This is a genomic window from Pseudoflavonifractor capillosus, assembly GCF_016902575.1.
Classification (GTDB): domain Bacteria; phylum Bacillota; class Clostridia; order Oscillospirales; family Oscillospiraceae; genus Enterenecus; species Enterenecus capillosus_A.
This window is the reverse complement of sequence record NZ_JACSNZ010000009.1, coordinates 32365-58835: the sequence shown is the minus strand read 5'-3', so window position 1 is coordinate 58835 and position 26471 is coordinate 32365. Positions and strand designations below refer to the sequence as shown.

Here is a 26471-nt window from a genome sequence, read left to right as displayed (position 1 = left end):
TCACCGTCCTCTCAATCTGGGGTCCATGACTCGGTAGAGCAGGTCCGCAACAAAGTTGGACACCACCACCACCGTGGCAATGAGCACCACAATGGCCTGCACCACCGGATAGTCCCGGTTGCCGATGGAGGTGACCAGCATCTTTCCCAACCCGGGAATGCCAAACACCTGCTCCACCACAATGGAGCCTGCCATAATGTCCGCCACCGTCATGGCCAGGAAGGTGACCACGGGGATCATGGCATTGCGCAGCACGTGCCGCCACAGGGCGGAGGACTTGGAGTTGCCCTTGCTGTAAGCGGTACGGATGTAGTCCTGTCCCATCTCACTCAGGATAGAGCCTCGCAGCATCTTCACAGTCATAGCAGACCGGGGCAGGGCCACCGCCAGGGCTGGAAAGAGCATATACCACAGGTACGGCCCCCACCCGGCTTGCGGTGTGACAATGGCCCCGGGCTGGAACAGCCGCAGCACCAGGCCAAAGACGTACACCAGTAAAATGCCCGCCACAAAGTTGGGCACCGACATGGTGATCTGGTTGAGAACGGTGAGCACCCGATCCACCACGCCCCCCTCATACCGGGCTGCCACAAGTCCCAGGGGCAGGGAGATGACCACAATCAGTACAAAGGCCAGCCCTGCCAGGGTGAGGGTGTGGGTGACGCAGGTGGCCAGCAGCTGGGACACCGGCATGGCGTAGTTGTAGGACTCCCCCAGGTCTCCCGTGAGCAGTCCCCCCAGCCACTGGAGATAACGCTGCCAGATGGGCAGGTCCAGCCCCAGTTTGGAGCGCAGTGCCGCAATCTGCTCCCCGGTGGCCTCCACCCCCAAAATGGAGGAGGTTGGATCGCCGGGGATGATGGAGAAGGCCAGAAAGGCCAGTATGGTCACCAGCAGCAGGGTGGCCAAGAGCAGCAGCCCCCGTTTGAGTATGGTTTTGAACATAAAACCTCACCTCTCGAAATTGGGGGCCGCTGCTGCGGCCCCCAATCGGACAGTTCCTTACTTGTAGTAGATGGTGCTCATATCCAGCACATAGGTGGCATAGAAGGTCATGCCGTCCAGGGCGGGATTCATCACAACCAGATCGCACAGATCTTGCAGCCACAGGCTGGCGGCCTCCTCATTGAGGATGGTCTGTGCCTCTTTATACAGCTGGGTCTGCTCGTCGGCATCCAGGGTAGTCAGGGCCTTCTCCATCACCTGGTCGTACTCAGAGGAGTTGAAGTTGATGAAGTTCTTGCTGCCATCGCTGACATACCGCTCCAGCATCTCCCGGCCGGTCATGTCGCTGGCGGCCACGCCGCACACGGTGGTCTCAAAGTTGCGGCCCCGATACACGTCGCTGACCCAGGTCTCCCACTCCACAGGCTGGAGCTTGGCGGTGATGCCCACCGCAGAGAGCTGCTGGGCGATGACCTCGCCGGTCTCCACGTGCTGGGTGTAGTTGGAGGGGACCGTGATGGTCATTTCAAAGCCGTTGGGATAGCCTGCCTCAGCCAGCAGCTGCTTGGCCTTCTCCACGTCCTGCTGGTAGTTCTCGGCCAGCTCGGGCATGAAGTACTTGGTGTAGGCGGGGTACATGCTGGTGCCGGTGGCCACGCCGTCTCCGTCGCAGACGAAGTCGATGATCTCCTGCACATTGATGGCGTAGTACATGGCCTGGCGCACCCGCACATCGTCAAAGGGCTTGACGCTGTTGTTGATATACAAGGCCTGCACCAGCTTCATGGTGTCCTGAAGGACGGTGAACTGGCTCTCCACCTGGGGCTTGACGGTGTTGGGAAGGTGAATGACCATGTCCAGGGTGCCGCTTTGCAGCCCCATCACCAGGGTATTGGTGTCGGTGATGATGCGGAAGGTCACCTCGTCCAGCTTGGCGCCCTCTCCCCAGTAACCGTCAAACTTCTTCATCACCAGGCTCTGCTGGGGGGTGTAGGAGACAAAGGCAAAGGGGCCGGTGCCCACGGGAGTGGTGGCGGTGTCAGCGCCGGAATTGGCAGGGATAATGGCGGCGGTCATGGAGTTGATGAACTCCAGATTGGGCTCCTTCAGGGTCAGCACCAGATGGGTGTCGTCGGTGGCCTCCATGCTGGTGACATTAGAAAACGCCGAAATCAGAGGCGTTCCATCGTTCTCTGACCCGGCGCAGCGTTCCAAGGAGTATAGAACATCTTCCATGGTGACTGCGCTGCCGTTGTGGAACTTCACACCCTCCCGCAGGGTAAAGGTGTACTTGAGTCCATCGTCGGAAACCGTGTAGTCACTGGCAACAGCGGGGATAACACCGCCGTCGGGACTGGCTTTCATCAGTCCTTCGAAGATGTTGAACAGCACTTCACTGGTCCCTGCGGCAACTGCCTTATGGGGATCCAGGCTGTCCAAATCCTGTGCGATACCTACCGTGACTGAGTTTCCTTTGGATAACTCGCCCGTTTGTGCAGATGCTGTGGGGGTGGTGCCGTCCTTCGTGCCTCCTGTACAGCCGTACAGTGAAGCCGAGAGCATGACCCCGGTCAGCAGCAGCAAAAGGGCCCGTTTCATGAACTTGGGCATTTTGCTTCTTCCTTTCGTTTCTGCTTTTCTCGCAACTGTATTCAGTTGTCCGATTCATTCTAACACACTTTCCTGGAATTGCAAGGGTTTTTCCCAAAACATCCGGCGGCGCAGAGCCTTCCCCCTGCGCCGCCGGATCAGTCATTGTTGCAATTGCTCAAAAATATCTTCCACATTTCCCTGTCCGTCCCCCACCAGGTACACCGTGCCGTCGTCCATGGTGATAAGCAGCCAGGGGCCCACCTGGGGGTTGATGCACACCGTGAGTTTGGGATAGTCATCACTTCTGTACCGCCCCTTCTGCACCGTGTCCATACCGGTACCTGCCACGCGCTGCAACCCTTTCGGCAGCTCCTGGAGCAGCTCCACCTGCTCCAGGTCTGCCAGAGGGATTTCATAGTCGTCCCAGCCATGCTCTGCCACCAGAGCCGTGTCGGTAAGCGCCAGAGTCAGGGGGGCACGCTCCTCTGCCATGACCCACACTCCCATCAGAGGCATGAGCAGCATCAGCACTGCGGTGACTCCCACAATGATACGTCCGCTTTTCTTCGCCAGGTTCACCGTGGTGTTCATGCCAATACGGGCATTGACCACCAGGTGGGTATCGTGGGGGTCATAGTAGAACATACCCCAGATCCACTTCTCGTCCTCATCTACATAGGAATCCTGACCACACTGGGCGGTGAGATACTCCTGCTGGTGGCGCAGATGAACCTCCAGCCCCACCACAAACACCACAAAGAGCACAGATAGACCCAGCATGGCCATCAGTCCCCACAGGGGCTGGAACAGAGCCAGCCACATGGACAGGTTCACCCCCGCCATAAACCAGCTGCCCCACACCCAGCTGCGCCGCCAGGCTCTCCGACGGATGCGGGTCAGGGTCTGGGTCAAGGTCTCGTTGCCGTCTACCGTCTCCGCCCTTCTGCGCATGGCCCACTGATACATGGCCCAAAAGAGGAGCACACACACCGGGCCCACAAGGAACATCGCCGCCATCAGCCAGTCCTTTTGTGCCACTCCCCACACCAGCGGGACAAGGCTGACCGCCAGAGGCAGGAGAAATTGCACCGGGGAGACGGGCTTCTCCTCCTGTGCCGCAGCGGTGAGATTCACCACCCGGGTACGGGGCACTTCAGGAAACCACCCCTGCTCCTTTTTCAGGGCTTTCAGCTTCTTATGGTACTTCACATAGGGTATGACTGGCACCACAATGGCCACATCCAGCCACACCAGCCAGATGGTCAGAGACAGCCCAAAGGAGACCGGCAGCAACACCAGCACCACAGCCGAAACCAGCAACCCCAAGCACACCCACTTCAACGCCTTGCGGAACTGGGACAGCAGCTCCACCGTCTGGGGATGGGTGCGGCCCACATAGGGCAGCGTGACCCCCAGGGCAATGTTCTTTTTGAACTTGGTCTCATTGTTCAGCTGCCAATACATCAGGGGTATCAGAGGCACGATACACGCCCACAAAATCAATTTTCCAATCATGTTCACCCCTCCTGTTCACACAGTTCCCGGCACAACTCCAACACCTGTTCTTGGCTCCATCCCGCCACCCGCAGTTCGGACAGGGACAGCTTCAATCGCTTTATGGTCTGCTTCGGCACGGTCTGCATCCCTTCCCGGGCACTCACCACCGTCCCACTCCTCCGGTCGGTGGTGATATACCCCTCCTGCTTGAGCAGCTGGTATGCCTTGCTCACCGTCATCATGTTCACTCCGGCCTCGTCGGCCAGCGCCCGCACCGTGGGCAGCTTCTCCCCCGGGGCTAGGCTGCCCTGGGCAATGCCCAGCACGATCTGATCCCGAATCTGCTGGTAAATGGGTCGCTCACTGTTGAAATTCAGTTGGAATAGCATGGCATGTCACCGTCCTCTCTTTGTCTCGCTTGTATTATATATAATAATACAAATAACATAAAAAGTCAACCCCTCGCGGGGTTGACTTTGCGTCCTATTAAGCGGAGCTCTATGGGGTATGTTCCTGGTTTGGCACCATACCCACGCCCCACAGGGCCATCAGAACCAGCACCAGCACAGACAAAACCGGGGAAATCATTTTCTTCCATTTCATACGGTTCACCCCCAAATCACAAAAGGTGTTATGCTTACAGTTTACAGATTTTACTATCAGTGTACCAGAAGTTCCAGCCCCTGTCAATGGAAACAGCCCTCTGACCTCCACCAGGCCAAACGACTCCCTTGCGCAAAGGGAGGTGGCACGGCGTCAGCCGTGACGGAGAGATCCTTACATCTCCCAAGTCTCCAGCACTTATCAAAATCCGTGCCGCAAAGCGGCACACCACAATGATTCATTCTTCATTTTTTTATTCTTCATTATCAAATGCTTCTCCGCAGCTTGTTGAGATATCCCTCTAATATTAAGGTGGCCGCCACGGCATCCACATTCTTCTTGTGCTGCTTCATCTTCTTTCCCGAGGCGTGGAGGATCTGATGGGCCTCAATGGTGGTGCGCCGCTCGTCCCACAGGTGCACTTCCATCCCTGTGACCTCTGTCAGCTGCTGGGCAAAGGCCCGGTACAGCTCCGCCCGGGGACCTTCCGTGCCATCCATGTTCCGGGGAAAGCCCATCACCAGCTCCTCCACCCGGTGCTCTTTCACCAGCTTGCCGATCTCCTGGGCCACCTGGTCCGCCTTTCGGCTGTGGATCACCGTGGTGAATCCCGCCAGCAGCCCCATGGCATCGGAAATGGCCACCCCGGTGCGGGCGTCTCCGTAGTCCACTGCCATCACTCGCATATCCGCATACCCTCCTGATTGTTTGTTGCAGTATTATATAGGATAAATTTTCTCTTGACAAGCCCTGATGCCTGTGATATGCTGGATGCACCTGTGAGCAGGGCTTTCTTTTTGTGCGCATTTTTACGGGATGAACACAAAAACCCTCTCCCCTCTCCATGAGGGTCACAGGGAGGCAAAGGCCGGTTTCCCGTAGCAGATTTTGGGTGCCCTGGCACCCTTTGATGCGCTGGAATCGGCCATGGCCGCTCCGGCGCTTTTTTGCTGCCGGGCGGCAAATTCAAAAGGAGGTGCCGAGAATGGCGAAAGCCGGTAGCCGTGTGAAGATTACCCTGCGTTGTTCCGAGTGCAAGCAGCGTAACTACAACACCAACAAAAACAAGCGCAACACCACTGAGCGTCTGGAGCTCAACAAGTACTGCCCCTTCTGCAGAAAGCACACTCTGCACACCGAAACCAAGTAATGAGCCTTCGCTCAAAGAAAGAAGGGTACACCAATGTCTGAACTGAACAAGCGAGATCAGGCCGTCTCCGGCAAGGAGTCCGTAAGCTCCGCCGACAAGAAGGCCAAGACTGCTGCGAAGAAGAAGGACAAGAAGCAGAACCCTCTCTCCCGCTGGCTGAAGGATCTGAAGGGTGAGCTGAAGAAGGTCACTTGGCCTTCCGGCAAAGATACCCTGAAAAACGTAGGCACCGTTATCGTCTGCGTGATCTTGGTTGGCGTGTTCATCTGGGTTTTTGACTTCATCGCCCGCCAAGTGGTTGAGGCTCTGCTCAACCTCTTCGCTTAAGAGGTCACAACAATGGCTGAGGAAATGAAATGGTACGTGGCCCACACCTACTCCGGCTATGAGAACACAGTAGCCGTCTCCATTGAGCAGGCTGTGGAAAACCGCAACATGCACGACGTCATTGCCGAGGTCTCCATCCCCATGGAGACCGTCACCGAAATCACCGACAACGGCCCCAAGACCGTGGAGCGCAAGGTGTTCCCCGGCTATGTGCTGGTCAAGATGGTCATGACCGACGAGACCTGGCACCTGGTGCGCAACATTCGTGGCGTCACCGGATTCGTGGGCTCCGCCAACAAGGCCATCCCCCTCACTGAGGATGAGATCGCCGCTCTGGGCGTGGAGAAACGCGAGGTCATGGTGTCCTACGCTGTGGGTGACAACGTGAAAATCACCGATGGTGCCCTGGAATCTTTCATCGGCACCGTGGAGGAAATCGACACCGAGCGCAGCAAAGTTCGGGTGGTGGTTTCTATGTTCGGCCGGGAGACCCCCGTCGAGCTGGAACTGGACCAGGTCGAGCCTCTCAACTGACGGAAACACTCCGTCCCAAACCGTGGGAGGAGCACAAAGTGCTCCGTCACCACCACATTTTATGTAGGAGGTGCTGTTTCAAATGGCACAGAAAGTTACTGGATATGTAAAGCTTCAGATCCCCGCCGGTCAGGCAACTCCCGCCCCCCCTGTTGGCCCTGCCCTGGGTCAGCACGGCGTGAACATCGCCGCGTTCACCAAGGAGTTCAACGAGCGCACCAAGAAGGACATGGGTCTCATCATCCCCGTGGTCATCACCGTGTACGCCGACCGTTCCTTCACCTTTATCACCAAGACCCCTCCCGCCCCCGTGCTCATCAAGAAGGCTTGCGGCATCGAGTCCGGCTCCGGCGTGCCCAACAAGACCAAGGTGGCCACCCTGAGCCGTGCTGATCTGCAGAAGATCGCTGAGACCAAGATGCCCGACCTGAACGCCTCCAGCCTGGAGAGCGCCATGAGCATGATCGCCGGTACCGCCCGTTCCATGGGCATCCTGGTGGAAGAGTAAGGAAAGGAGGAGACAAACAATGGCAACTAAGGGTAAGAAGTATGTGGACAGCGCTAAGCTCATCGACCGCGCTGCTCAGTATGACGTGAACGAGGCCATGGAGCTGGTCATCAAGACCGCCACCGCCAAGTTCGATGAGACCGTGGAGCTGCACGTGAAGTTGGGCGTCGACTCCCGTCACGCCGACCAGCAGGTCCGTGGCGCCATCGTTCTCCCCCACGGCACTGGTAAGACCGCCCGTGTGCTGGTCTTCGCCAAGGGCGACAAGGCCGAGGAGGCCCGTGCCGCCGGCGCCGACTACGTGGGCGATATGGACATGGTGGAGAAGATCCAGAAGGAAAACTGGTTCGACTTCGACGTGGTCGTGGCTACCCCCGACATGATGGGTGTGGTTGGCCGTCTGGGTAAGGTTCTGGGCCCCAAGGGCCTGATGCCCTCCCCCAAGGCCGGCACTGTGACCCCCAACGTGACCCAGGCTGTCAACGAGATCAAGGCCGGTAAGGTGGAGTATCGTCTGGACAAGACCAACATCATCCACTGCCCCATCGGCAAGGTCTCCTTTGGCGCTGAGAAGCTCTCTGACAACCTCAACGCTCTCATGACCGCCATCGTCAAGGCTAAGCCCGCCGCTGCTAAGGGCCAGTATGTGAAGAGCTGTGTGGCTGCTTCCACCATGGGCCCCGGCGTCAAGGTCAGCGCTGCCAAGTTCGGCAACTAAGAACCCCTTTGCCACGTCCCCAGTTCTCCCCTCTGGGCGAGAACTGGGGCGGGCTATGGAGTTTTCGTAAAATTATATCCAATTCGGGAGGATTTTGCTTGACAAATCCCTCCCGGGTTGATATAATACCACTCGTGTTCGGAGACAGTAGGTGGCGTGAGCCATAAACCCTACCGAGAATGCAGCTCATAACGATATGTTTGCGCTGTTTTCGTCTTGACACGAAAGCGGCGTTTTTGCTTTGCTGCAAAGACCGCTGCACTAAATTTTCCGGAGGTGAATTCCAAATGCCTAACGCAAAGGTTCTCAGTGAAAAGCAAGCCATCGTGGCCTCTCTGACCGAGACCCTGCAGAGCGCTTCTTCCGGTGTGCTGGTGGACTACAAGGGTATCACCGTGGCCGAGGACACTGCTCTGCGTGCCGAGCTGAGAGAAAACGGTGTGGAATATTCCGTCGTGAAGAACACCCTGCTGCGTCGTGCTGCTGACAATGTCGGTCTCGGCGAGCTGGATGAGGTGCTCAACGGTACTACTTCCATTGCCATCTCTAAGGACGACCCCATCGCCCCCATGCGGATTATCAACAAGTACTCCAAGCAGCTGGGCGATCGCTTCAACATCAAGGCCGGCTTCATGGACGGCCAGGTGCTCCCCCTGGAGGACATCGCCGCTCTGGCCGATCTGCCCTCTAAGGACGGCCTGGTGGCTCAGCTGCTCGGCATGATGCTGGCTCCCATTACCAGCCTGGCTATTGTCCTGAAGGCTATTGCCGAGAAGGACGGCGAGCCTGCTGCTGCTGAGGAGACTGCCGCTGAATAATTCAGCACCGGGTCAGACGTTGACCCGCCCACATTTTACTTTATATTATTTATTTAAGGAGGTATTTCATCATGGCTAGCGAGAAGATTACTGCTATGATCGAAGAGGTTAAGTCCCTGACCGTTCTGGAGCTCAACGAGCTCGTCAAGGCCCTGGAGGAGGAGTTCGGCGTTTCCGCCGCCGCCATGGCCGCTCCCGCCGCTGGCGCTGCTGCTGCTCCCGCTGAGGAGAAGACCGAGTTCGACGTGGTCCTGGCTGAGGTCGGCGCCGAGAAGATCAAGGTCATCAAGGTTGTCCGTGAGATCACCGGCCTGGGCCTGGCTGACGCCAAGGCTATGGTCGAGGCTGCCCCCAAGGCTCTGAAGGAGGGCATCTCCAAGGAGGACGCCGAGGCTCTGAAGGCCAAGCTGGAAGAGGTCGGCGCCAAGGTGGAGCTGAAGTAATTTACTTCCCCACAAGTACTATCGGGAGGGCTTGTCGCAGACACTTCTGCGGCAAGCCCTCCCGTGCTTTTTCGCCACCTGCCGTGAGTGATCCATTCTTGTGATTTTGCCAATATCTCACTGCTTAGGCCTTGCGGCAGTTGTGCAAATGTGATATCATTTTAACAAAATACCACCATTATTGTGAGGAGTGTCTCCCGTGAACCAATTCTTTGACCAACCTATTCCCCCTCGTGTGGGAGTAGAGGTGGAAAAGTGGGACTTGATGGGCCAGGATCCGGCCCCCGGTATCGTCCCCTTGTCTGTGGCAGATATGGAATTTCGATCCCCGCCCGCCATTGTAGCAGCCTTGGAAGAACTGGCCAGTTCCGGGCTATGGGGCTACACTGGCTGGGGTGATCGCTACTACAACGCCATTCACTCCTGGGTATCCCGCCGCTACGGCTGGGAGGTCCAGCGGGATTGGATCGTCCGCACCACCGGTGTGGTCCACGGCATCAACGCCGCCGTCCGGGCCTTTACCAACCCTGGAGACGGCATCGTCATCCAGACCCCCGTCTATCCCCCCTTCTACCGAGCTGTCCGGGACAACGGGCGCACCCTGCTGGAAAATCCCCTGAAGCTGGTGGACGGCCACTATGAGATGGATTTTGAGGACCTGGAGGACAAGCTGTCTCGTCCCACCACCACCGCTATGATCCTCTGTTCTCCCCACAACCCGGTGGGCCGAGTGTGGACAAAGGAGGAGCTGCAGCGGGTGGGCGATTTGTGCTTGGCCCACGGCGTGTTTGTCATCAGCGACGAGATCCACTGCGATCTGTGCCAGCCGGACCATCCCCATACCGTGTATGCCACCCTTGGCGAAGAATATGCCAAACACTGTGCCATTGGCATGGCCGCCAGTAAGACGTTCTCCCTGGCGGGGCTGGCCTGCGGCAATATCATCGTGCCCGACCGGGACAACCAGGCCAAGCTGGTGGCGGAAGTGGCCCGTTCCGGCGCCTATGCCGACTCCGCCTTTGGCACGCTGGCCCTGGAAGTGGGCTATGAGCAATGTGAGCCCTGGTTGCAGGAACTCATCACCTACCTGGGGGAGAACTATCGGTATCTGGTGGACTTTATGGCCCAGAACTTCCCCAAGGTCTGGATTTCTCCGCTGGAAGGCACCTATCTGGCCTGGATGGACTTCTCCAGCTTTGGACTGGACGATGAGGCCCTGGCCAACTTTCTGGAGCAGGAGGCCGGGCTGTACCTCAGCCACGGCATCAACTATGGAGCCCCCGGCTTCATGCGCCTGAACCTGGCCTGTTCCCGCCAGGTACTCCAAGCCGCCCTGGAGCGACTGCTCCACGCCGCCGGGCGCCGTGGACTGGTGTAATCCATCCGCACTGAATTAGAGAGAAACGAGAGGAATTATTTTGAATATCATTATTGCAGGAGCCGGAAAAGTGGGCTCAACGGTGGCCCTTCACCTGGCCGCAGAGCATCACAACATCACTGTGGTGGATGTCTCGGACGATACCCTGACCCGCATTTCCAACCAGCTGGATGTGATGTGCGTCAAGGGAAACTGCGCCTCCCGCACCGTGCTGGAGGATGCAGGAGCCGCCGATGCAGACTTCGTCATCGCCGCCACCAGCTCCGATGAAATCAATCTTTTATGCGGATACACCGCCAAACGCCTGGGCACCTCATACACCGTGGCCCGTGTGCGCAATCGGGACTATCTGGCCGATTTGGACAACCTGCGTCGGGATTTTGGCATCAACAAGCTCATCAACCCGGAGTCTGCCGCCGCCATGGACATCTCCCGGATGATTCGCCTGACCAACGCCGCCGACGTGGACACCTTTGCCAAGGGCAAGGCGGAAATTGTCTCCTTCCACGTCCAGCCTGGGGACCGCATGGCAGACCAGCCCCTATCCCACCTGGCCTCCAAAATCAAAAATCTGCCCATTCTCTTCTGCGCTGTGGAACGGGGCAACGATGTGATGATCCCCAACGGTTCCTTTATCCCTGCCGTGGGAGACAAGATCTATGTGGCAGGCACCCCCAGTGGGGTAAGCCAGTTTTTTAAGGTGTTGGGCCGCCACAACCATCGGGTGCGCTCCGCCTTCATCATCGGCGGCGGACGGGTCACTTATTACCTGCTCCAGCAACTGGAAAAGCTGGGCATCCAGTGTAAGGTGGTGGAGAAAAACGAGGCCCGCTGCAAACAGCTGGCTGAGTGGTTCCCCCACGCCCTCATCCTCCACGGAGACGGCACCGACCCGGAGCTGCTCACCGAGGAGTGTATGCCCGCCAGCGACGTATTCATCTCCCTCACCGACCGGGACGAGGACAACCTCATCATCTCCCTCTATGCTCATCAGTGCGGCGTGAACAAGATCATTGCCAAGTCCAACCGCCAAAACTACTCCCTCATTGCCCGCTCCGCCGGGATTGAGTCGGTGGTCTCCCCCAAACTTACCACCGCCTACCAGATCCTGCGCATGGTCCGTGGCATTCAAAATTCCAAGGGCAGCCGCATGACCGCCCTGCACCACATCGCCAACGGCCATGCAGAGGCCATGGAGTTTGTGGTCAGCTCTGCCACCCGCAACCTGGGCACCCCCCTGAAGGATCTGAAGCTGAAAAACGGCGTGCTCATTGCAGGCATCGTCCGTGGCGATCAGGTCATCATCCCCGAGGGCAACAGCTGCCTCCAGGTGGATGACATCGTCATTGTCATCGCCAAGGACAGCGGAATTCTGGACCTCAATGACATTTACGCCGACACCTTCGGCCTGCGAGGCGGCCTATGAATTTTAAGACCGTATTTCGAGTGGCAGGGTTTACTCTGTTGGTGGAGGCCGCAGCCATGCTGCTGCCCATGGCGGTGGCCCTGTACTATGGGGAGGATCCCTTCCCCTTTCTGAAAACCATCGCCATTATGGTGGTGGCTGGGCTGCTGCCTGTGCTGGGCTTCCGCAATCAGCACAAGTTTTTCGCACGGGAGGGCTTTTTCTCCGTGGGCCTTATTTGGGTGCTGTCCGGTGTGTTCGGCGCTCTGCCCTTCTGGTTCTCCGGACAGTTTGGCAGCTATGTGGACTGCTTCTTCGAGACCATCTCAGGGTTTACCACCACTGGGTCCTCCATCCTCACCTCCATTGAAGGGCTGCCCTTAGGGCTTCTCTTCTGGCGCTCCTTCACCCACTGGCTTGGTGGCATGGGGGTACTCATTCTCACCACCGCTCTGCTCCCCTTCCTGGGCATCAACTCCACCCACCTGATTCGGGCGGAGAGTCCCGGGCCGGTGAAGAGCAAGCTGGTACCCCGGGCCTCCCAGTCATCCAAGATCCTCTACGCCATTTATCTGGGTCTCACCATCATCCAGGTTTTGTGCCTGCGTATTGCCGGGATGCCCCTATATGATTCCCTTATCCACAGTTTTGGTACTGCCGGTACCGGCGGCTTTTCCAGCCGCAATCTGTCGGTGGGCGCCTACGGAAACCCCGCCTTTGAGATCATCATCACCATTTTCATGATCCTCTTCTCCCTCAACTTCGCCCTGTACTTCCTGGTGCTGACAGGAAAGGTGAAGCAGGCTTTGAAAAGTGATGAGCTGCGCTTCTTCTTGGGAGTCACCGCCCTGGCCACCATCATCATTTCTGTGAACATAGGTTCCCACTTTTCCTCATATGCTGATGCTGTACGGGCTGCCGCCTTCCAGGTGGCGTCTATCATTTCCACAACCGGGTTCTCCTCTGTGGATTTTAACTGCTGGCCTGAGTTGTCCAGGATGTTGTTGGTGGTTCTCATGTTCATTGGTGCCTGTGCAGGCTCCACTGGCGGCGGCATGAAGTGCTCCCGCATTCTGGTTCTGCTGCGCACCATCCGCTGTCAGGTGCGCTCCATCATTCATCCCCGGGCTGTATCTGTGGTGAAGCTGGACGGAGCCCCCTTGTCTGACTCCACCGTGCGCACCATCTACACCTACTCCGCCACCTATATTTTCATCATCTTCGCATCTGCGCTTGTGGTGGGATTGGACAACTTCTCCTTCGGCACCACCCTCACCGCTGTCATCACCTGCATCAGCAACGTGGGCCCCGGTCTGGAGGCAGTTGGCCCCATGGGCAACTTCGCCGCCTTCTCACCCCTGAGCAAGATCGTGCTGAGCTTCTGCATGATCATCGGACGTCTGGAGATCTTCCCTATCCTGGTGCTCTTCAGCCGCAGTGCGTGGAAGCGCTCCTGACCATCCCTTTACAACCGAATATTGTCCCTCAGCTCTTTGCTCTTGACACATCTACCATCTTTTATTCCCCTCCTCACATGTGTGGGGTTTATCGGTACATCTTAAGAAAAGGAGTTGTTGTTCTCATGACGGAAAACCTGTTTTGGCTGGGCATTTTGGGTGCCATTCTGGCGCTGCTGTTCGCAGCATTCCAGAGCCGCAAGGTCATGGCCTTCTCCGAAGGCAGTGACACCATGAAGAAGATCGCCGCCGCCATACGCCAGGGTGCCAATGCCTACCTGCGACACCAGTACGCCACCGTGTTCAAGGTGTTCGCCGTGGTCTTTGTGCTGCTGCTGGTGCTGTGCCGGTTCGGCCTTCTGGATAACTGGTTTATTCCCTTTGCCTTCCTCACTGGCGGCATTTACTCCGCCATTGCAGGCTTTGTGGGCATGAGAATCGCCACCTCCTCCAACGCCCGTACCGCACAGGCCGCCTCGGAGAGCCTGAACAAGGGCCTCAATGTGGCCTTCTCCTCCGGTGCCGTCATGGGCTTCACCGTGGTGGGGCTGGGTCTGCTGGACATCTCGGTGTGGTTCCATATTCTCAGATATGTGGCCCATTTTGACGCACCCCACATTGCCCAGACCATGGTGATGTTCGGCATGGGCGCCTCCTTCATGGCCCTCTTTGCCCGTGTGGGCGGCGGTATCTTTACCAAGGCCGCAGACGTGGGGGCTGATCTGGTGGGTAAGGTGGAGGCGGGCATCCCCGAGGATGACCCCCGCAACCCCGCCACCATTGCCGATAACGTGGGCGACAACGTGGGCGATGTGGCAGGCATGGGTGCCGACCTGTACGAGTCCTATGTGGGCTCCATCCTGGCCACCTTTGCCCTGGGCGTCAGCGCCTACGCTTCTCAGGGCAAGTCCTGGGAGGCCATGCTGCTGCCCATCGCCCTGGCTGTGATGGGCATTCTCTGCTCCATCATCGGCTCCTTCCTCATCCGCACCAAAGAGGGCGCCACCCAGCGGGAGCTTCTGGCCACCCTGCGCCGGGGCACTTACACCGCTGCCGTATTAGCTGCCATCGTGGCCGCCCCCCTGACCTACTACCTGCTGGGCAACTGGGGCGTGTATGTGGCCATCCTGTGCGGCCTGGTGGGAGGCTGTGCCATCGGCTACTTCACCGAATACTACACCTCCGATACATACAAGCCCACCCGGGATCTGGCCGATGCCACCGAGACCGGGGCAGGCACCACCGTCATCGGTGGTCTGTCCCTGGGTATGCTCTCCACCATCGCCCCCATCCTCATTGTGGGTGTGGCGGTCATCGTCTCCTTTGTGGCTGCCGGCGGTACCCTGACCACCAGCGCTGAGAACTACACAGAGCTGTTCTCCAAGGGCCTCTACGGCATCGGCATCGCCTCGGTGGGTATGCTCTCCACCCTGGGCATCACCCTGGCCACCGACGCCTACGGCCCCGTGGCTGACAACGCCGGCGGCATTGCCGAGATGTCTGGGCTGGGCGAAGAGGTCCGTAACCGCACCGACGCTCTGGACTCTCTGGGCAACACCACCGCCGCCACCGGTAAGGGCTTTGCCATCGGCTCTGCCGCCCTCACCGCCCTGGCCCTGCTGGTGTCCTATGTGGATATCGTATCCGTGAAGCTGGAGGCCAAGGGGCTGGCCATTGACCTGTCCCTCACCAACCCCGCCGTGCTGGTTGGCCTGTTTGTGGGCGCCATGCTCACCTTCGTCTTTGCCGCTCTCACCATGAGCGCCGTGCAGCGAGCCGCCCAGTCCATCGTCGTGGAGGTGCGCCGCCAGTTCAAAGAGATTCGGGGCATCATGGACGGCACCGCTGACCCCGACTATGCCGCCTGTGTGGGACTGTGTACCAAGGGCGCTTTGAAAGAGATGGTCACCCCCTCCCTGCTGGCCATCGTGGTGCCCATCCTCACCGGCCTGCTGCTGGGCCCTGAGGGTGTGGTGGGTCTGCTGGGCGGCGTGTCTGTCACGGGATTTGCCATGGCGGTGTTTATGTCCAACGCCGGAGGCGCCTGGGACAACGCCAAAAAGTACATTGAGGCAGGCAGCCACGGTGGCAAGGGTTCTCCCTGTCACAAGGCCGCCGTCATCGGCGACACCGTGGGCGACCCCTTCAAGGACACCTCCGGCCCCTCTCTGAACATTCTCATCAAGCTGGTGTCCACCGTGTCCATCGTGTTCTCCGGCCTCATCGTGGCTGTCCAGGCGTTTATGAGCTGACGCTTCTCAAAAATGCCAGCATTTTTGAGAGGATTGCAGCCCGCTGCATGCATCCTTGGGTCAAAGGGCAACCCAAGGCCACACTAGCGGGCTGAGAAGTGTTTTTCCCGATGCGCATGTCCCCGGGAAAAACGGATTTCAATTTATTTTCCCGCCCTTGGCGGGAAAACTCTGCCGAGGGCTTTCCTTCCGGGAAATTTTCACATATCTTTAGGCTCTTATCATTGTCTCAGCCTCCCTGAACTTCGGTTCGGGGAGGTCTTTTTCTATCCCAGCTTTCATGGTAAAATATTTTTGGGATACTTTGAAACGTTTGGGCTACTTCCCAGTCTTATGGGTGAAGGAGGTGAGAGTATGGCTGACTTTGAACAGATCTACGCCCAGTATTTCCCCAGCGTATACAAATTTGTCTATTCCATGTGCCGCAACCCGGACGTGGCCGAAGAGGTGACCCAAGAGGCCTTTTACAAGGCCATGATGCACATTCATCGGTTTGACGGCACCTGTCAGCTGTACGTCTGGCTGTGCCAAATCGCCAAGAACACCTATTTCACCCATTTCAAAAAACAAAAGCACCTGGTAGAGGAGGGGGAAGCCCCCCTCCCGGACTCCGCCGCCCCGGACTTTGAGCGCCAGCTGCTGGACCAGGACACCGCTCGCAGGCTCCATGTGCTCCTCCACCAGCTCCCTGAGCCGTACAAGGAGGTCTTTTCCCTGCGGGTGTTTGGGGAGCTGCCCTTTGCCCAGATCGGAGAGTTGTTTGGAAAGACGGACAGCTGGGCCAGAGTGATTTTCTACCGGGCCAAAACCAAGCTGAGGAGGGATTTCGATGAAGACACCGTGTAATGTCATCCGGGACCTGCTCCCTCTGTACCATGATGGCGTGTGCAGCCCGGAGAGCCGTCAACTGGTGGAGGAGCACCTAGAGGAATGCGCCGACTGCCGTGGGGAGCTGGAGCGCATGGACACTCCCCTGCCCACCGCGCACCCCCAGGTGAACGAGCGCACCGTGGCAGCAGCGGCGTCCTCCGCCTGGCGGCGGGGGCGGCGGCGTGCCTTCTCCAAAGGCTTCGTCCTGGCCGCCGTGCTGGTGGCAGTGGTGTGCGGCCTGGTGGCCCTGTGGGCCTGGGGCAACCGCTCCCCCCGGACAGTAACCGGGCGCATCGTGGAAACCCAGCTGGACAACACCACCGGGGACGTGACCTACGTGGTGTACACAACCCGAGGGGAGCAGATTGGGCTGCTCATGGAGGAGGACACCTGGATCAGATCCTATTTTGATGCCTATACCGACCAGGCCTTCCGAGATGGAGAGATCGCCGATGCCCTGCATATCTACGCCGAACTAGGTGGCTCCAAGGAGACGATTCTCAATCAAGATGGGGAAAAGATCCCCGCCTATCCCGCCCAGCTGGTGGAAATCGATGCCTACCAAATGCCAGATCTTATGACCTTGAACGATGGTACCCAGGTGGAGGTCTGGCAGGGGCATCGAGGTGTGCTGTACGCTCTGCACGACGGCCCGGAGCTGCTGGACGTGCATACCCCCTATCCTCCCGATATCGCTTTGGACGGTGTCCAGGGTCTGGAGGAACTATCCCAGGAGGCTCAGGACAATATTGTAGCGTACTACGAAAAACAGTGTCTTCTGTATGACGAACTGGAAGAGCTGGAAGCCGTCTACCAGTCCTATCTCGAGGCAGGCTCCCCTGCATCCTTCTCCACCTGTCTCATTCTCCAAGATACCTACCTCTCTGCATCCAGTCCTAGGGTAATCTATTTCACCACATCCCTCCAAGCACCTTCCAAGTATCTGGAGGTGGGCACGGCGTTCTACCGAGACACTGGAGAACGGGTGGACATGGAAGACCTGTTCACCTGCACCTCGGAGGAGTTGGAGCAGGCCCTTTTGGATGAGGCCGAAATCACCGACCCCACCCTGCGTCAGGAGATGGAGGAGGCCTTTGACCTGGATCGACTGATCCTATACCCCGACCTTCTGAAAGTAGGGTTTGAAGCAGGCTCCCTTCCCAGCCAGGACGCCACCTATTTCCTCTCCTTCGATTATGACGACACCATTCTGGAGCGGATGCACGCCTGGGCTGTCCCCTATTCCCAGTGACCTTCCAAAATCCCCGAACTTCGGTTCGGGGATTTTTTTGCAATTTCCACCCCTGAGCCCTTGCAAAGTGGGGGATTGTTTGCTACACTAAAGTGAAAGTGACAAATCACTCCCAAGGAGGTTTCCCCTATGATTACCATTCACAACCAGGGCATGAGCTGGCAGAAGGGCCAGCTGGTCCCGGCGGCAAAGACCCAGGCTGGGCTGGAGGCCACCATGGCCTACTCCATCCTGAAATCTCACAACACGTCCGGCTCCATGGAGCGGCTCTCCCTGCGCTTTGACGCCATGGCCTCCCACGACATCACCTATGTGGGCATCATCCAGACCGCCCGGGCCTCTGGGCTCAAGGAGTTCCCCCTGCCCTATGTGCTCACCAACTGCCACAACTCCCTGTGCGCTGTGGGCGGCACCATCAACGAGGACGACCACAATTTCGGCCTGTCCGCTGCCAAAAAGTACGGCGGCGAGTTCGTCCCCGCCCACCAGGCTGTCATCCACTCCTACATGCGGGAGCGGTACGCTGCCCCCGGCAAGATGATCCTGGGCTCCGACTCCCACACCCGCTACGGCGCCTACGGCTGTATGGCCATTGGGGAGGGCGGCCCCGAGCTGGCCCGCCAGCTGCTGTGCAAGACCTATGACATCGCCTATCCGCAGGTGGTGGGCATCTACCTCACCGGCGCACCCCGGCCCGGTGTAGGCCCTCAGGACGTGGCTCTGGCCCTGGTGAAGGCCACCTTCCAGTCCGGTGCAGTGAAGAACGCCGTCATGGAGTTCTTCGGCCCCGGTGTGGCCAATCTGTCCATGGACTACCGCTCCGGCATTGACGTGATGACCACCGAGACCACCTGTCTGTCCTCGGTGTGGCAGACCGATGCCCACACCCAGACCGCCCTGACTCTGCTGGGCCGTGGGGCCAGCTACCACCAGATGCAGCCTGGTGAGGGCGCTTACTACGACCGGGTTGTGTGTGTGGAGCTGGACAAGGTGCAGCCCATGATCGCCCTGCCCTTCCACCCCTCCAACGCCTTCCCCATCGCCGAGTTCCAGGCCAACATGGAGGACATGCTGCACATGGTGGAGCAGAACACCCGGGATCAGCTGGGCATTGAGCCTCCCGCTCCCCTGAGCAATAAAATCAAAGACGGCAAGTTCCATGTGGACCAGGCGGTCATTGCCGGCTGTTCCGGCGGCACCTACCAGAACCTGCGCCGAGCCGCTGAGATTCTGGGCACCACCCCCACCGGGTCTGACCACTTCTGGCTGTCCTGCTACCCCGGCTCCATGCCCGTGATGCAGGAGCTGACCCAACAGGGCTACATCACCTCCCTCATGGCCGCCGGTGCCTCGGTGCGTTCCTGCTTCTGTGGCCCCTGCTTCGGTGCCGGAGACGTGCCCGCCAACGGCGCTTTCTCCATCCGTCACTCCACCCGCAACTTCCCCAACCGGGAGGGCTCCAAGCCCGGCGAGGGCCAGGTGTCCTATGTGGCCCTCATGGACGCCCGTTCCATCGCCGCCACCGCCAAAATGGGCGGTGTGCTCACCGCCGCCGACCAGCTGCCTGAGGTACCCGCCGACCGGGCCGATGAACAGTGGAGCTATGACGGCTCCTCCTACCAGGCCCGTGTCTATTACGGCGTGGGTAAGGCCAACCCTGACGAGGAACTGGTGTTTGGCCCCAACATCGCCGACTGGCCGGAGCAGATCGCCCTGCCGGAGAACCTGATGCTCACTGTGGCCTGTGCCATTTACGATCCCGTCACCACCACCGATGAGCTCATTCCCTCCGGCGAAACCTCTTCCTACCGTTCCAACCCCCTGCGCCTGTCTGAGTTCGCCCTCAGCCGCAAGGATCCCCAGTATGTGCCCCGGGCCAAGGAGATCCAGAAGGTGGAGCAGCTGCGCCGCTCCACCCCCCAGGATCCCCAGGTGCTGGCCGCTCTGGACGGCTACGACCCCGCCACCACCGGACTGGGCTCTCTGGTGATGGCTCTCAAACCCGGCGACGGCTCCGCCCGGGAACAGGCCGCCTCCTGCCAGCGGGTGCTGGGCGGCTGCGCCAACATCGCCCAGGAGTACGCCACCAAGCGCTACCGCTCCAACGTGGTCAACTGGGGTATGCTCCCCTTCATCGCCAGTGAGCTGGAGCAGCTGAACCTCCAGCCCGGCGACCGGGTTTACATCCCCGGCATCCGTGCCCTTCTCCAAGGTGACGGCGAAACGGTGGAGGCCCAGGTGCTGCGGGGCGGCACCTCCACCCCTGTCACCCTCTCCCTCCCCGGCCTCTCCAGGGAGGAGCGTGACATCATCCTGGCTGGCTGCCTCATCAACTACTACGCTCAATAACCGCAAAAACGGGTTGCACTTAAGGTGCAACCCGTTTTTCTTCCAGAAGTCCCGCCTGCTGCAAGCGGCGGCGCAGCACACTGCCCAGGCCAATGGCCAGGACAATTTTCCCCAGATCAAAGGGTATGAAGGGGATCACACACAGGCCCAGGGCTGTCCCCACAGAATATCCACCCTGCCAGCAAAACCATGCGGTGCCCAGTAGATAGCAAAGAGCAGTGCCCAATACCAGCCCCAGTCCGTGTAGCCATTTGGACCGGGTGTGGTCAATGATCCAGCCTCCCACCAGAGCCATGGGGAGATAACCAATCAGATAACCTCCCGTAGGACCCAACAGCTGCCCCGCTCCGCTGCCAAATCCGGAAAACACCGGAAGACCTGCCAGTCCCACCAGCAGATATACAAGGCAGCTCACCGTCCCCCACTTCCACCCCAGCAGATACACCGCCAAAAAGATGGCCAGGTTGGCAAAGGCCACAGGCACGGGGCCGATGGGGACGGAAAAAGGGCTGAGCACACAAATAACTGCCGCTAAAACGCCACAAGCGCACAGATGTTGTATGGTTTGATCTCTCATTTGCTCCACCATCCTATTGTATACTTTTTTCGTTTCACAGTATACAATAAACCTCCCACACTGTCAACTCCTTGCCATTGGCTGTCATGTGTGATATGCTAGACCCAATTCTATGAAACATGTGAGGGAACTGCCGTGGCAAACGTCAAGTATCTATTCCAGCGTGTGCTCAACATGAACTATAAGTCCATGTGGGAGAAAATCAATTCCATCCACAAGAAAACCGGAGTCTCCCGGCTGTCCATTTTCCGGGATATGAAAAACTGTGCGGTCAAATATGGGGCCGGATATATGGATTACGACCTGTTTGAGATGTACAATCTCACCGATCAGCAGCGGGATACCTACCTCACTCGGGGCCGCAACAACGCCCTGGTGGTCAAATACAATCAAAAGGAGTATTTTGACTGCTTTGACGACAAAATTCAGTTTAACAACCGATTTGAATCCTATTTGCACCGGGACTGGGTACCGGTGACGGGGGACAACAGGGAACAGGTTATGGCCTTCCTGTCCGCCCATGAGACCTTCATGTCCAAGCCCTCCCGGGGCACCTGCGGGCACGGCATTGAGAAGCTGCACACCGGGGACTACCCCTCCCTGGAGGCTCTCTATGAGCATCTGACCCAGTGGGCGCCGCTTCTGGTGCTGGAGGAGGTGCTGGAGCAGCACCCCGCTATGGCAGCGGTGTACCCTGGCTCCATCAACACCGTGCGCATTGTCACCATCCGTGGGGAAAGCGGAGATGTGTATTTGGTCACCGCCATGCTGCGCATCGGCAATGGCAAATTTGTGGACAACTTCAACAGCGGCGGAATGGTGGCCCCCATGGACCCGGAGCGAGGCGTGGTCATCGACCGGGCTCTGGACAAGGCCAAAAACCTGTACGTCAATCATCCGGCCACCGGCACCCCCATTCAGGGCTTGCAAGTCCCGGACTGGGACCAGGCGGTGGATATGGTACGGCAGGCCGCCCAAGTGTTGCCCCAGGTGGGGTATGTGGGGTGGGACGTGTGCTTTACCCCCGATGGCCCTTGCCTGGTGGAAGGCAACCCCTTCCCCGGCCATGACATCTATCAGCTGCCTGTGCACACCCCGGACAAAATCGGCATCATGCCCCGATTCCGGGAGATTGAGGCCCTGGAACAGCAGAAAAAACAGTAAAAAAGGATGTGTCGCAAAACTTTCATTTTGCGACACATCCTTTTTTATCGATAATAGGCCAATCTGGGGCTGCCGTCCTCCAGGTAAATGGTACCGCAGGGTACAAACTCCAGCTTTGCCAACAGACGCTGCATGGGAATGTTGTCCTCATGGGTGTCGATGCGTACCTGGCGGCAGTGTGCCCGGCACCAGGCCAGGCAGAAAGCGGCCGCACCATGCCGGGCTCCCCCGGTGGCAATGCGGTGCACCACCCCGTAAGAGCCGTCATCCGGCCACCCCTTCCCCTCAATGTGGGCGTAGGTGGGGTCCCCCTGGGTGTGGAAGGCAAAGGCCGCCACAATGATGCCGTTGTCCATGCACACAAACCCGTGTCCCAGCTCAATATCCTGCACAATCTGCTCCCTGGTGGGCTTGTCATCCCCCCACTGGTTGGGATTTCCCGAAGCTGCCATAAAGGCCCGGGCCTGGGCGTAGAGCTGCTCCAGGGCGGGAAGGTCCTTGAGATTGGCGTGACGAATTAAAAGATGTCCTGTACTGTTCATACTCACTCCACTGTTTTCAAACTTTCTACCATGTCCACTTTTTTCAGCCTAAAGTGGGCCGCCACATTGACAATGAGGGAGAACAGGGCGGTCATCGCTGCGGCCAACACATAGGCGTAGGGCGGAGCGGTGCGGCCAAACATCACCAGATCCACCTCCACGGTCACCACCATCCAGCTGTGGAGGAAGCGGCCCAGCACCAGCCCCAAAATCACCCCAAATAGGGTGAGAAACACATTCTCCCGCAATACATATGCGGTGGTCTCCCGGTCGTAGAACCCCAACACCTTCAAGGTGGCCAGCTCACTCCTGCGCTCGGTGATGTTGATGTTGGTCAGGTTGTACAGCACCACAAAGGCCAGAGCGGCAGCGGCCACGATGATGATGATGACCGCATAATTGATGGCGTCCATACTGTCCTCAAAGCTGTCTCGAATGGTGGCAATGTAGGAATAAGAGGCCACCCCGTCCATGTTCATGAGAGTCTGGGAGACCTGGTTGGATTCATTCTCCCCTATGCCGTCCCGGTAATCCAGGAGCATCACATTGTTCAGGTATTCCCCACCGTAGAGCTGGGTATACAGATCACTGGTGAGGTAAATGTAGTGGTAGACATAATTTTCCGTAATGTCCGCCACCTGTACTTCCACACGCTTATCCCCCTCCAGGGTGATGGTGTCCCCCACGGATACATCCAGCAGCTCAGAGAGTTTTTCATCTATGACCACGCCCTCCTGGGTCAGCTCCACATCAGAGTGGTCACTGCGGTGGCGCAGATCCACAAATCGGCCAAAGGCCTGGGCATCCTCCACCGCAAAGAGGTAGGCATCATAGGAAAGCCCCGTGGAAGACGCCTCCACCAGCTGCTGGTGGCTGAACAAATAGTTCTCCACCCTTTCATCCCCGTTGAGATAGGATTGCAGGGCCTGCTTCTGTTCCCCAGTCATAGTCTCTTCCAGGCCCACGGTGGCATCATACTGGGAAATCTCATCAAACTGCTTATCCAGCACATCAAAAATGGACTCGTGGAGGCCAAAGCCGGTGACAATGAGGGCCGTGCAGCCGCCAATGCCGATGACCGTCATCCAAAACCGCTTTTGATAGCGGAACAGGTTGCGCATGGTCACCTTCCAGGTAAAGGACAGTCTGCGCCAAAGGGGCTTGATGTATTCCAAGAACACCCGTTTCCCCGCCTTGGGCGCCCGGGGACGCATGAGGTTGGCCGGGGTGTCCATGAGTGTGGACAGGCAGGCCCACACCGCCGCCCCGGTGGTACAAACCACCGCTGCCAGCACCGCCAGAACAAACAGGGGCAACTGCACCTTGTAGTCCAGGCCGGGGATGGCATACATGATTTGGAAGGCGTTGGCGATCACCGCCGGAATGAGGGTGGCGCCCACCCCCAAGCCCAGCAGCCCGCCCACCAGGCTGGCTGTAAAGGCATAGCCAATGTATTTCTGGGAGATGGCCAGGCGGGAGAAGCCCAGGGCTTTCAACGCACCAATCTGGGTGCGCTGCTCCTCTACCATGCGGGTCATGGTGGTCAGGCAGGCCAGGGCCGCCACCACAAAGAAGATGATAGGGAAAATGCTGGACAGATTTTCCACTCGTTCTGCGTCCTGGGCATAGCCCACCACACCGGAGTTGGTGTTGCGGCCCAGCACATACCACTCACAGGCCTCCAACTCATCCAGTTCCTTCTGGCCCTGCTGGATGTCCGCCTGGGCCTGCTCCAGTTCCTCCTGGGCATCCGCCTTGGCCTGCTCATACTCTTCCAGGCCCTGCTGGTATTCCGCCTCGCCTTGGTCCAACTCCGCCTTGGCCTGGGCCAGCTGGCTGCGGCCCTGCTGGGTCTCCTGATCCAGGGTCTGCTGCCCTGACTGGTACTCCGCCCATCCGCTCTCCAGCTGCTGGGCAGAGTCCGCCAGCTGGGCCTGGGCTGCATCCAATTCCGCCCTAGCCCCGTCCAGCTGAGTTTTCACCTGCTCCAGCTGCTGATAGCCCGCCTGAATCTGGGCGGCAGCCTGGTCCAGTTGAGCCTTCTGGGGGGCCAACTGCTCCACCATCTGGTCGTACATGGGCGTGCCCTCAAAGGGCTTTAGTGCGTCGTAATATTCCTCATAGCCCTCTGCCACCTGTTCCTGCTGGGTCTCTAACTGGGCCAAATTCTCCTCATAAGCCTGCTGCCCCTCTTGATACTGGGCCAGCCCCTCCTGGTAATCCACCTTGCCCTGTTCATATCGGGTCTGGGCCTCCTCCAGCTGGGACCTGACTGCATTCAGCTGAGCCTGGCCGTCCTTCACCTTCTGCTCCAGGGTGGCAAGGCCCTGTCGGTACTCGTTCCACCCGCTGTCCAGCTCCGCCCGGGCATCTTCCAGCTCCAAGCGAGCATCCTCCAGCTTCTTTTGGGCATCGGCCAACTGCTCCTTGGCATCGTCCAACTCCTTCTGAGCATCACCCCGCACCTGCTCATCCCGCAGGTCGGCCCGCTCCTGGGCCAGCCCATCCAGGCTGTCCACCAGGGCTGTCATATGATCCTCATAGGCCTGGCTGTAACTGTTTAGCGCCTCCAGACCTGTCCCGGTGAAGTAGGCAGTGGTGTACACGTCCAGGTTGAAATTCTCCCCGGGGATATACACAAAGGCATCCACGCTGCCGCTGCCCAGTCTGGAGGTGCCCCGGTCTGTGCCCACATACAGAGGGCTTTGCACCGTACCCACAATGGTGAAGCTGGTGCGGGTGAGGCTATCCTTGTCCCCCTCCTCCAGGGTGACAGTGAGGGTGTCCCCGATGTCCAACCCCAGAGCGGTGAGGAGCATCTCCTCGGTAACGCATTCATCCGCCTGCTCCGGCAGACGCCCTCTCTTCAGGTTGAGCAGATTCAATGTCTCTGGCATGGAGCGCAGGGACACAATGGAGTCCACCGCCGTGGCATCCACGCTCCACGCCCCCTCCACCTGCTCCACCCCCGAAGCCTGGGAGAGGGCCTGCAAGTCCTCCTCTGTGAGGCCCATGGTGGAGATCACATAGCCGTCCATCAGGTGGTGGGCGTCATAGTAGTTGTCCGCCGTGTACTCCATATCCGGGGCGGTGGCCCGCAGACCCACCAGAAAGGCCACTGCCAAAGCGGAGAGAAGAAGAATGGACAAAAATCGGCTGTATGTACGGCGGACTTCCCGCATAAAATCAGTGAGCAGCCTATTTTTTCTCTTTACCATTCAATCGCCTCCACCGGCGTGGGGTTGGGATTGCAGGTCATCTCTTCCACACGGCCGTTTTTGATGTGAATGACCCGGTCTGCCATTGGGGTCAGGGCGGTGTTGTGGGTGATAACCACCACCGTCATACCATGCTGACGGCAGGTGTCCTGGAGCAGCTTCAAAATGGCCTTGCCGGTGACGTAGTCCAACGCACCCGTGGGCTCGTCACACAGCAGCAGCTTGGGGTTTTTGGCCAGGGCCCGGGCAATGGCCACCCGCTGCTGCTCGCCGCCGGAGAGCTGGGCTGGGAAGTTCCCCAGCCGATGGCCCAGCCCCACATGCTCCAGCACCTCTTTGGCATCCATGGGATCCCGGCAGATCTGGGCGGCCAGCTCCACGTTCTCCAGGGCAGTGAGGTTCTGTACCAGGTTGTAAAACTGGAACACAAAGCCAATGTCGTTGCGGCGGTATTGGGTGAGCTGGCGGGGGTTGAAGTCACTGACCCGAGTGCCATCCACCAGGATCTCGCCGCTGGTACAGGCATCCATGCCCCCCAGCATATTCAAAACGGTGGTCTTTCCTGCACCGGATGGCCCCACAATGATGGCAAATTCCCCTTTTTCAATGTGGAAATTCACTCCATCCACCGCTTTGATGGTCACCTCTCCCATGACATACTCCTTACGCACTTCCTGGAAAGAGATATAACTCATAATCATCACCATCCCGCTATCCTATTATTTTAATTATATAGTACACATTCTTCCCCCGTTCTGCAATCCTTTCCCATCATTGTTTATAGATTGTTTATCAACTCTCTCTGTTTCCATTGACTAACCCCCTGTATCTTGGCTAAAATCATCTCAAGATAAGGGAGTAATTGGCGACG

General features: G+C 58.5%; 24 protein-coding genes. 15 read left to right on the top strand and 9 right to left on the bottom strand.

What is annotated here, in order from left to right:
- The 5 genes from H9X86_RS05140 to ruvX form a co-directional block, all read right to left on the bottom strand.
- Positions 1-945, bottom strand: coding sequence for an ABC transporter permease (locus H9X86_RS05140; RefSeq protein ID WP_204900501.1), 945 nt, complete (start codon positions 943-945; stop codon positions 1-3).
- 57 nt (positions 946-1002) lie between these two features.
- Positions 1003-2556, bottom strand: a complete 1554-nt coding sequence (locus tag H9X86_RS05135) for an ABC transporter substrate-binding protein (protein ID WP_243416837.1) — start codon at positions 2554-2556, stop codon at positions 1003-1005.
- A gap of 141 nt (positions 2557-2697) precedes the next feature.
- The gene (locus H9X86_RS05130; protein WP_204900500.1) at positions 2698-4053 is read right to left on the bottom strand and encodes a hypothetical protein; all 1356 of its coding nucleotides are present in this window, start codon (positions 4051-4053) and stop codon (positions 2698-2700) included.
- A 2-nt stretch (positions 4054-4055) separates the two neighbouring features.
- Positions 4056-4424 (bottom strand): GntR family transcriptional regulator, encoded by a 369-nt coding sequence (locus H9X86_RS05125; RefSeq protein WP_204900499.1) that lies wholly within the window; start codon positions 4422-4424, stop codon positions 4056-4058.
- Positions 4425-4904: 480 nt separating this feature from the next.
- Positions 4905-5324, bottom strand: a complete 420-nt coding sequence (gene ruvX, locus H9X86_RS05120) for a Holliday junction resolvase RuvX (RefSeq protein WP_204900498.1) — start codon at positions 5322-5324, stop codon at positions 4905-4907.
- Positions 5325-5623: 299 nt separating this feature from the next.
- Between ruvX and rpmG the strand changes: the two genes are divergently transcribed.
- The 14 genes from rpmG to H9X86_RS05050 all read left to right on the top strand — a co-directional run bounded on the left by rpmG (position 5624) and on the right by H9X86_RS05050 (position 20099).
- Positions 5624-5788, top strand: a complete 165-nt coding sequence (gene rpmG, locus H9X86_RS05115) for a 50S ribosomal protein L33 (RefSeq protein WP_087232476.1) — start codon at positions 5624-5626, stop codon at positions 5786-5788.
- 33 nt (positions 5789-5821) lie between these two features.
- On the top strand, positions 5822-6115 hold the full coding sequence (gene secE / locus H9X86_RS05110) for a preprotein translocase subunit SecE (protein WP_204900497.1): 294 nt from the start codon (positions 5822-5824) through the stop codon (positions 6113-6115).
- Between the two features lie 12 nt (positions 6116-6127).
- Complete coding sequence (gene nusG, locus H9X86_RS05105) at positions 6128-6649, top strand: transcription termination/antitermination protein NusG (protein ID WP_204900496.1); 522 nt, start codon at positions 6128-6130, stop codon at positions 6647-6649.
- An 82-nt stretch (positions 6650-6731) separates the two neighbouring features.
- Entirely contained in the window at positions 6732-7157 is a 426-nt protein-coding gene (gene rplK / locus H9X86_RS05100) for a 50S ribosomal protein L11 (protein ID WP_204900495.1), read from the top strand.
- A 19-nt stretch (positions 7158-7176) separates the two neighbouring features.
- Positions 7177-7875 carry a 50S ribosomal protein L1 gene (rplA, locus tag H9X86_RS05095; protein ID WP_204900494.1) on the top strand — a complete coding sequence of 233 codons (699 nt, stop codon included), beginning with the start codon at positions 7177-7179 and terminating at the stop codon, positions 7873-7875.
- A 287-nt stretch (positions 7876-8162) separates the two neighbouring features.
- Positions 8163-8693 carry a 50S ribosomal protein L10 gene (gene rplJ, locus H9X86_RS05090; RefSeq protein WP_204900493.1) on the top strand — a complete coding sequence of 177 codons (531 nt, stop codon included), beginning with the start codon at positions 8163-8165 and terminating at the stop codon, positions 8691-8693.
- 71 nt (positions 8694-8764) lie between these two features.
- A complete protein-coding gene (gene rplL, locus H9X86_RS05085; protein WP_204900492.1) occupies positions 8765-9136 on the top strand; it encodes a 50S ribosomal protein L7/L12 in 372 nt (123 codons plus the stop codon).
- 199 nt (positions 9137-9335) lie between these two features.
- A complete protein-coding gene (locus H9X86_RS05080) occupies positions 9336-10514 on the top strand; it encodes a MalY/PatB family protein (RefSeq protein ID WP_204900491.1) in 1179 nt (392 codons plus the stop codon).
- Between the two features lie 40 nt (positions 10515-10554).
- Positions 10555-11940 (top strand): Trk system potassium transporter TrkA, encoded by a 1386-nt coding sequence (gene trkA, locus H9X86_RS05075; RefSeq protein ID WP_204900490.1) that lies wholly within the window; start codon positions 10555-10557, stop codon positions 11938-11940.
- The gene (locus H9X86_RS05070; RefSeq protein WP_204900489.1) at positions 11937-13376 is read left to right on the top strand and encodes a TrkH family potassium uptake protein; all 1440 of its coding nucleotides are present in this window, start codon (positions 11937-11939) and stop codon (positions 13374-13376) included. The genes trkA and H9X86_RS05070 overlap by 4 nt, the downstream gene beginning before the upstream one ends.
- Positions 13377-13501: 125 nt before the next feature.
- Positions 13502-15628: a sodium-translocating pyrophosphatase gene (locus tag H9X86_RS05065; RefSeq protein WP_204900488.1), complete on the top strand. Its 2127-nt coding sequence runs from the start codon at positions 13502-13504 to the stop codon at positions 15626-15628.
- A gap of 354 nt (positions 15629-15982) precedes the next feature.
- On the top strand, positions 15983-16474 hold the full coding sequence (locus tag H9X86_RS05060; protein ID WP_204900487.1) for an RNA polymerase sigma factor: 492 nt from the start codon (positions 15983-15985) through the stop codon (positions 16472-16474).
- Positions 16458-17750, top strand: coding sequence for a zf-HC2 domain-containing protein (locus tag H9X86_RS05055; protein WP_204900486.1), 1293 nt, complete (start codon positions 16458-16460; stop codon positions 17748-17750). Before H9X86_RS05060 ends, H9X86_RS05055 begins: the two co-directional genes overlap by 17 nt.
- 129 nt (positions 17751-17879) lie before the next feature.
- On the top strand, positions 17880-20099 hold the full coding sequence (locus tag H9X86_RS05050) for a hydratase (protein WP_204900485.1): 2220 nt from the start codon (positions 17880-17882) through the stop codon (positions 20097-20099).
- A 19-nt stretch (positions 20100-20118) separates the two neighbouring features.
- On the opposite strand, the gene H9X86_RS05045 is transcribed toward H9X86_RS05050, so the two are convergent.
- Positions 20119-20676, bottom strand: a complete 558-nt coding sequence (locus H9X86_RS05045) for a biotin transporter BioY (protein WP_204900484.1) — start codon at positions 20674-20676, stop codon at positions 20119-20121.
- A gap of 135 nt (positions 20677-20811) precedes the next feature.
- Here H9X86_RS05045 and H9X86_RS05040 point away from each other — a divergent pair, with 135 nt between their 5' ends.
- Positions 20812-21840: a sugar-transfer associated ATP-grasp domain-containing protein gene (locus H9X86_RS05040; RefSeq protein WP_204900483.1), complete on the top strand. Its 1029-nt coding sequence runs from the start codon at positions 20812-20814 to the stop codon at positions 21838-21840.
- A 44-nt stretch (positions 21841-21884) separates the two neighbouring features.
- On the opposite strand, the gene H9X86_RS05035 is transcribed toward H9X86_RS05040, so the two are convergent.
- From H9X86_RS05035 to H9X86_RS05025, 3 genes are read right to left on the bottom strand one after another with little or no spacing between them, the layout of a single operon-like run.
- Positions 21885-22382: a GNAT family N-acetyltransferase gene (locus H9X86_RS05035; protein ID WP_204900482.1), complete on the bottom strand. Its 498-nt coding sequence runs from the start codon at positions 22380-22382 to the stop codon at positions 21885-21887.
- 2 nt (positions 22383-22384) lie between these two features.
- Positions 22385-25600 carry an ABC transporter permease gene (locus H9X86_RS05030; RefSeq protein WP_204900481.1) on the bottom strand — a complete coding sequence of 1072 codons (3216 nt, stop codon included), beginning with the start codon at positions 25598-25600 and terminating at the stop codon, positions 22385-22387.
- Positions 25594-26295 (bottom strand): ABC transporter ATP-binding protein, encoded by a 702-nt coding sequence (locus tag H9X86_RS05025; RefSeq protein ID WP_204900480.1) that lies wholly within the window; start codon positions 26293-26295, stop codon positions 25594-25596. The genes H9X86_RS05030 and H9X86_RS05025 overlap by 7 nt, the downstream gene beginning before the upstream one ends.
- Between the last annotated feature and the right edge of the window lie 176 nt (positions 26296-26471).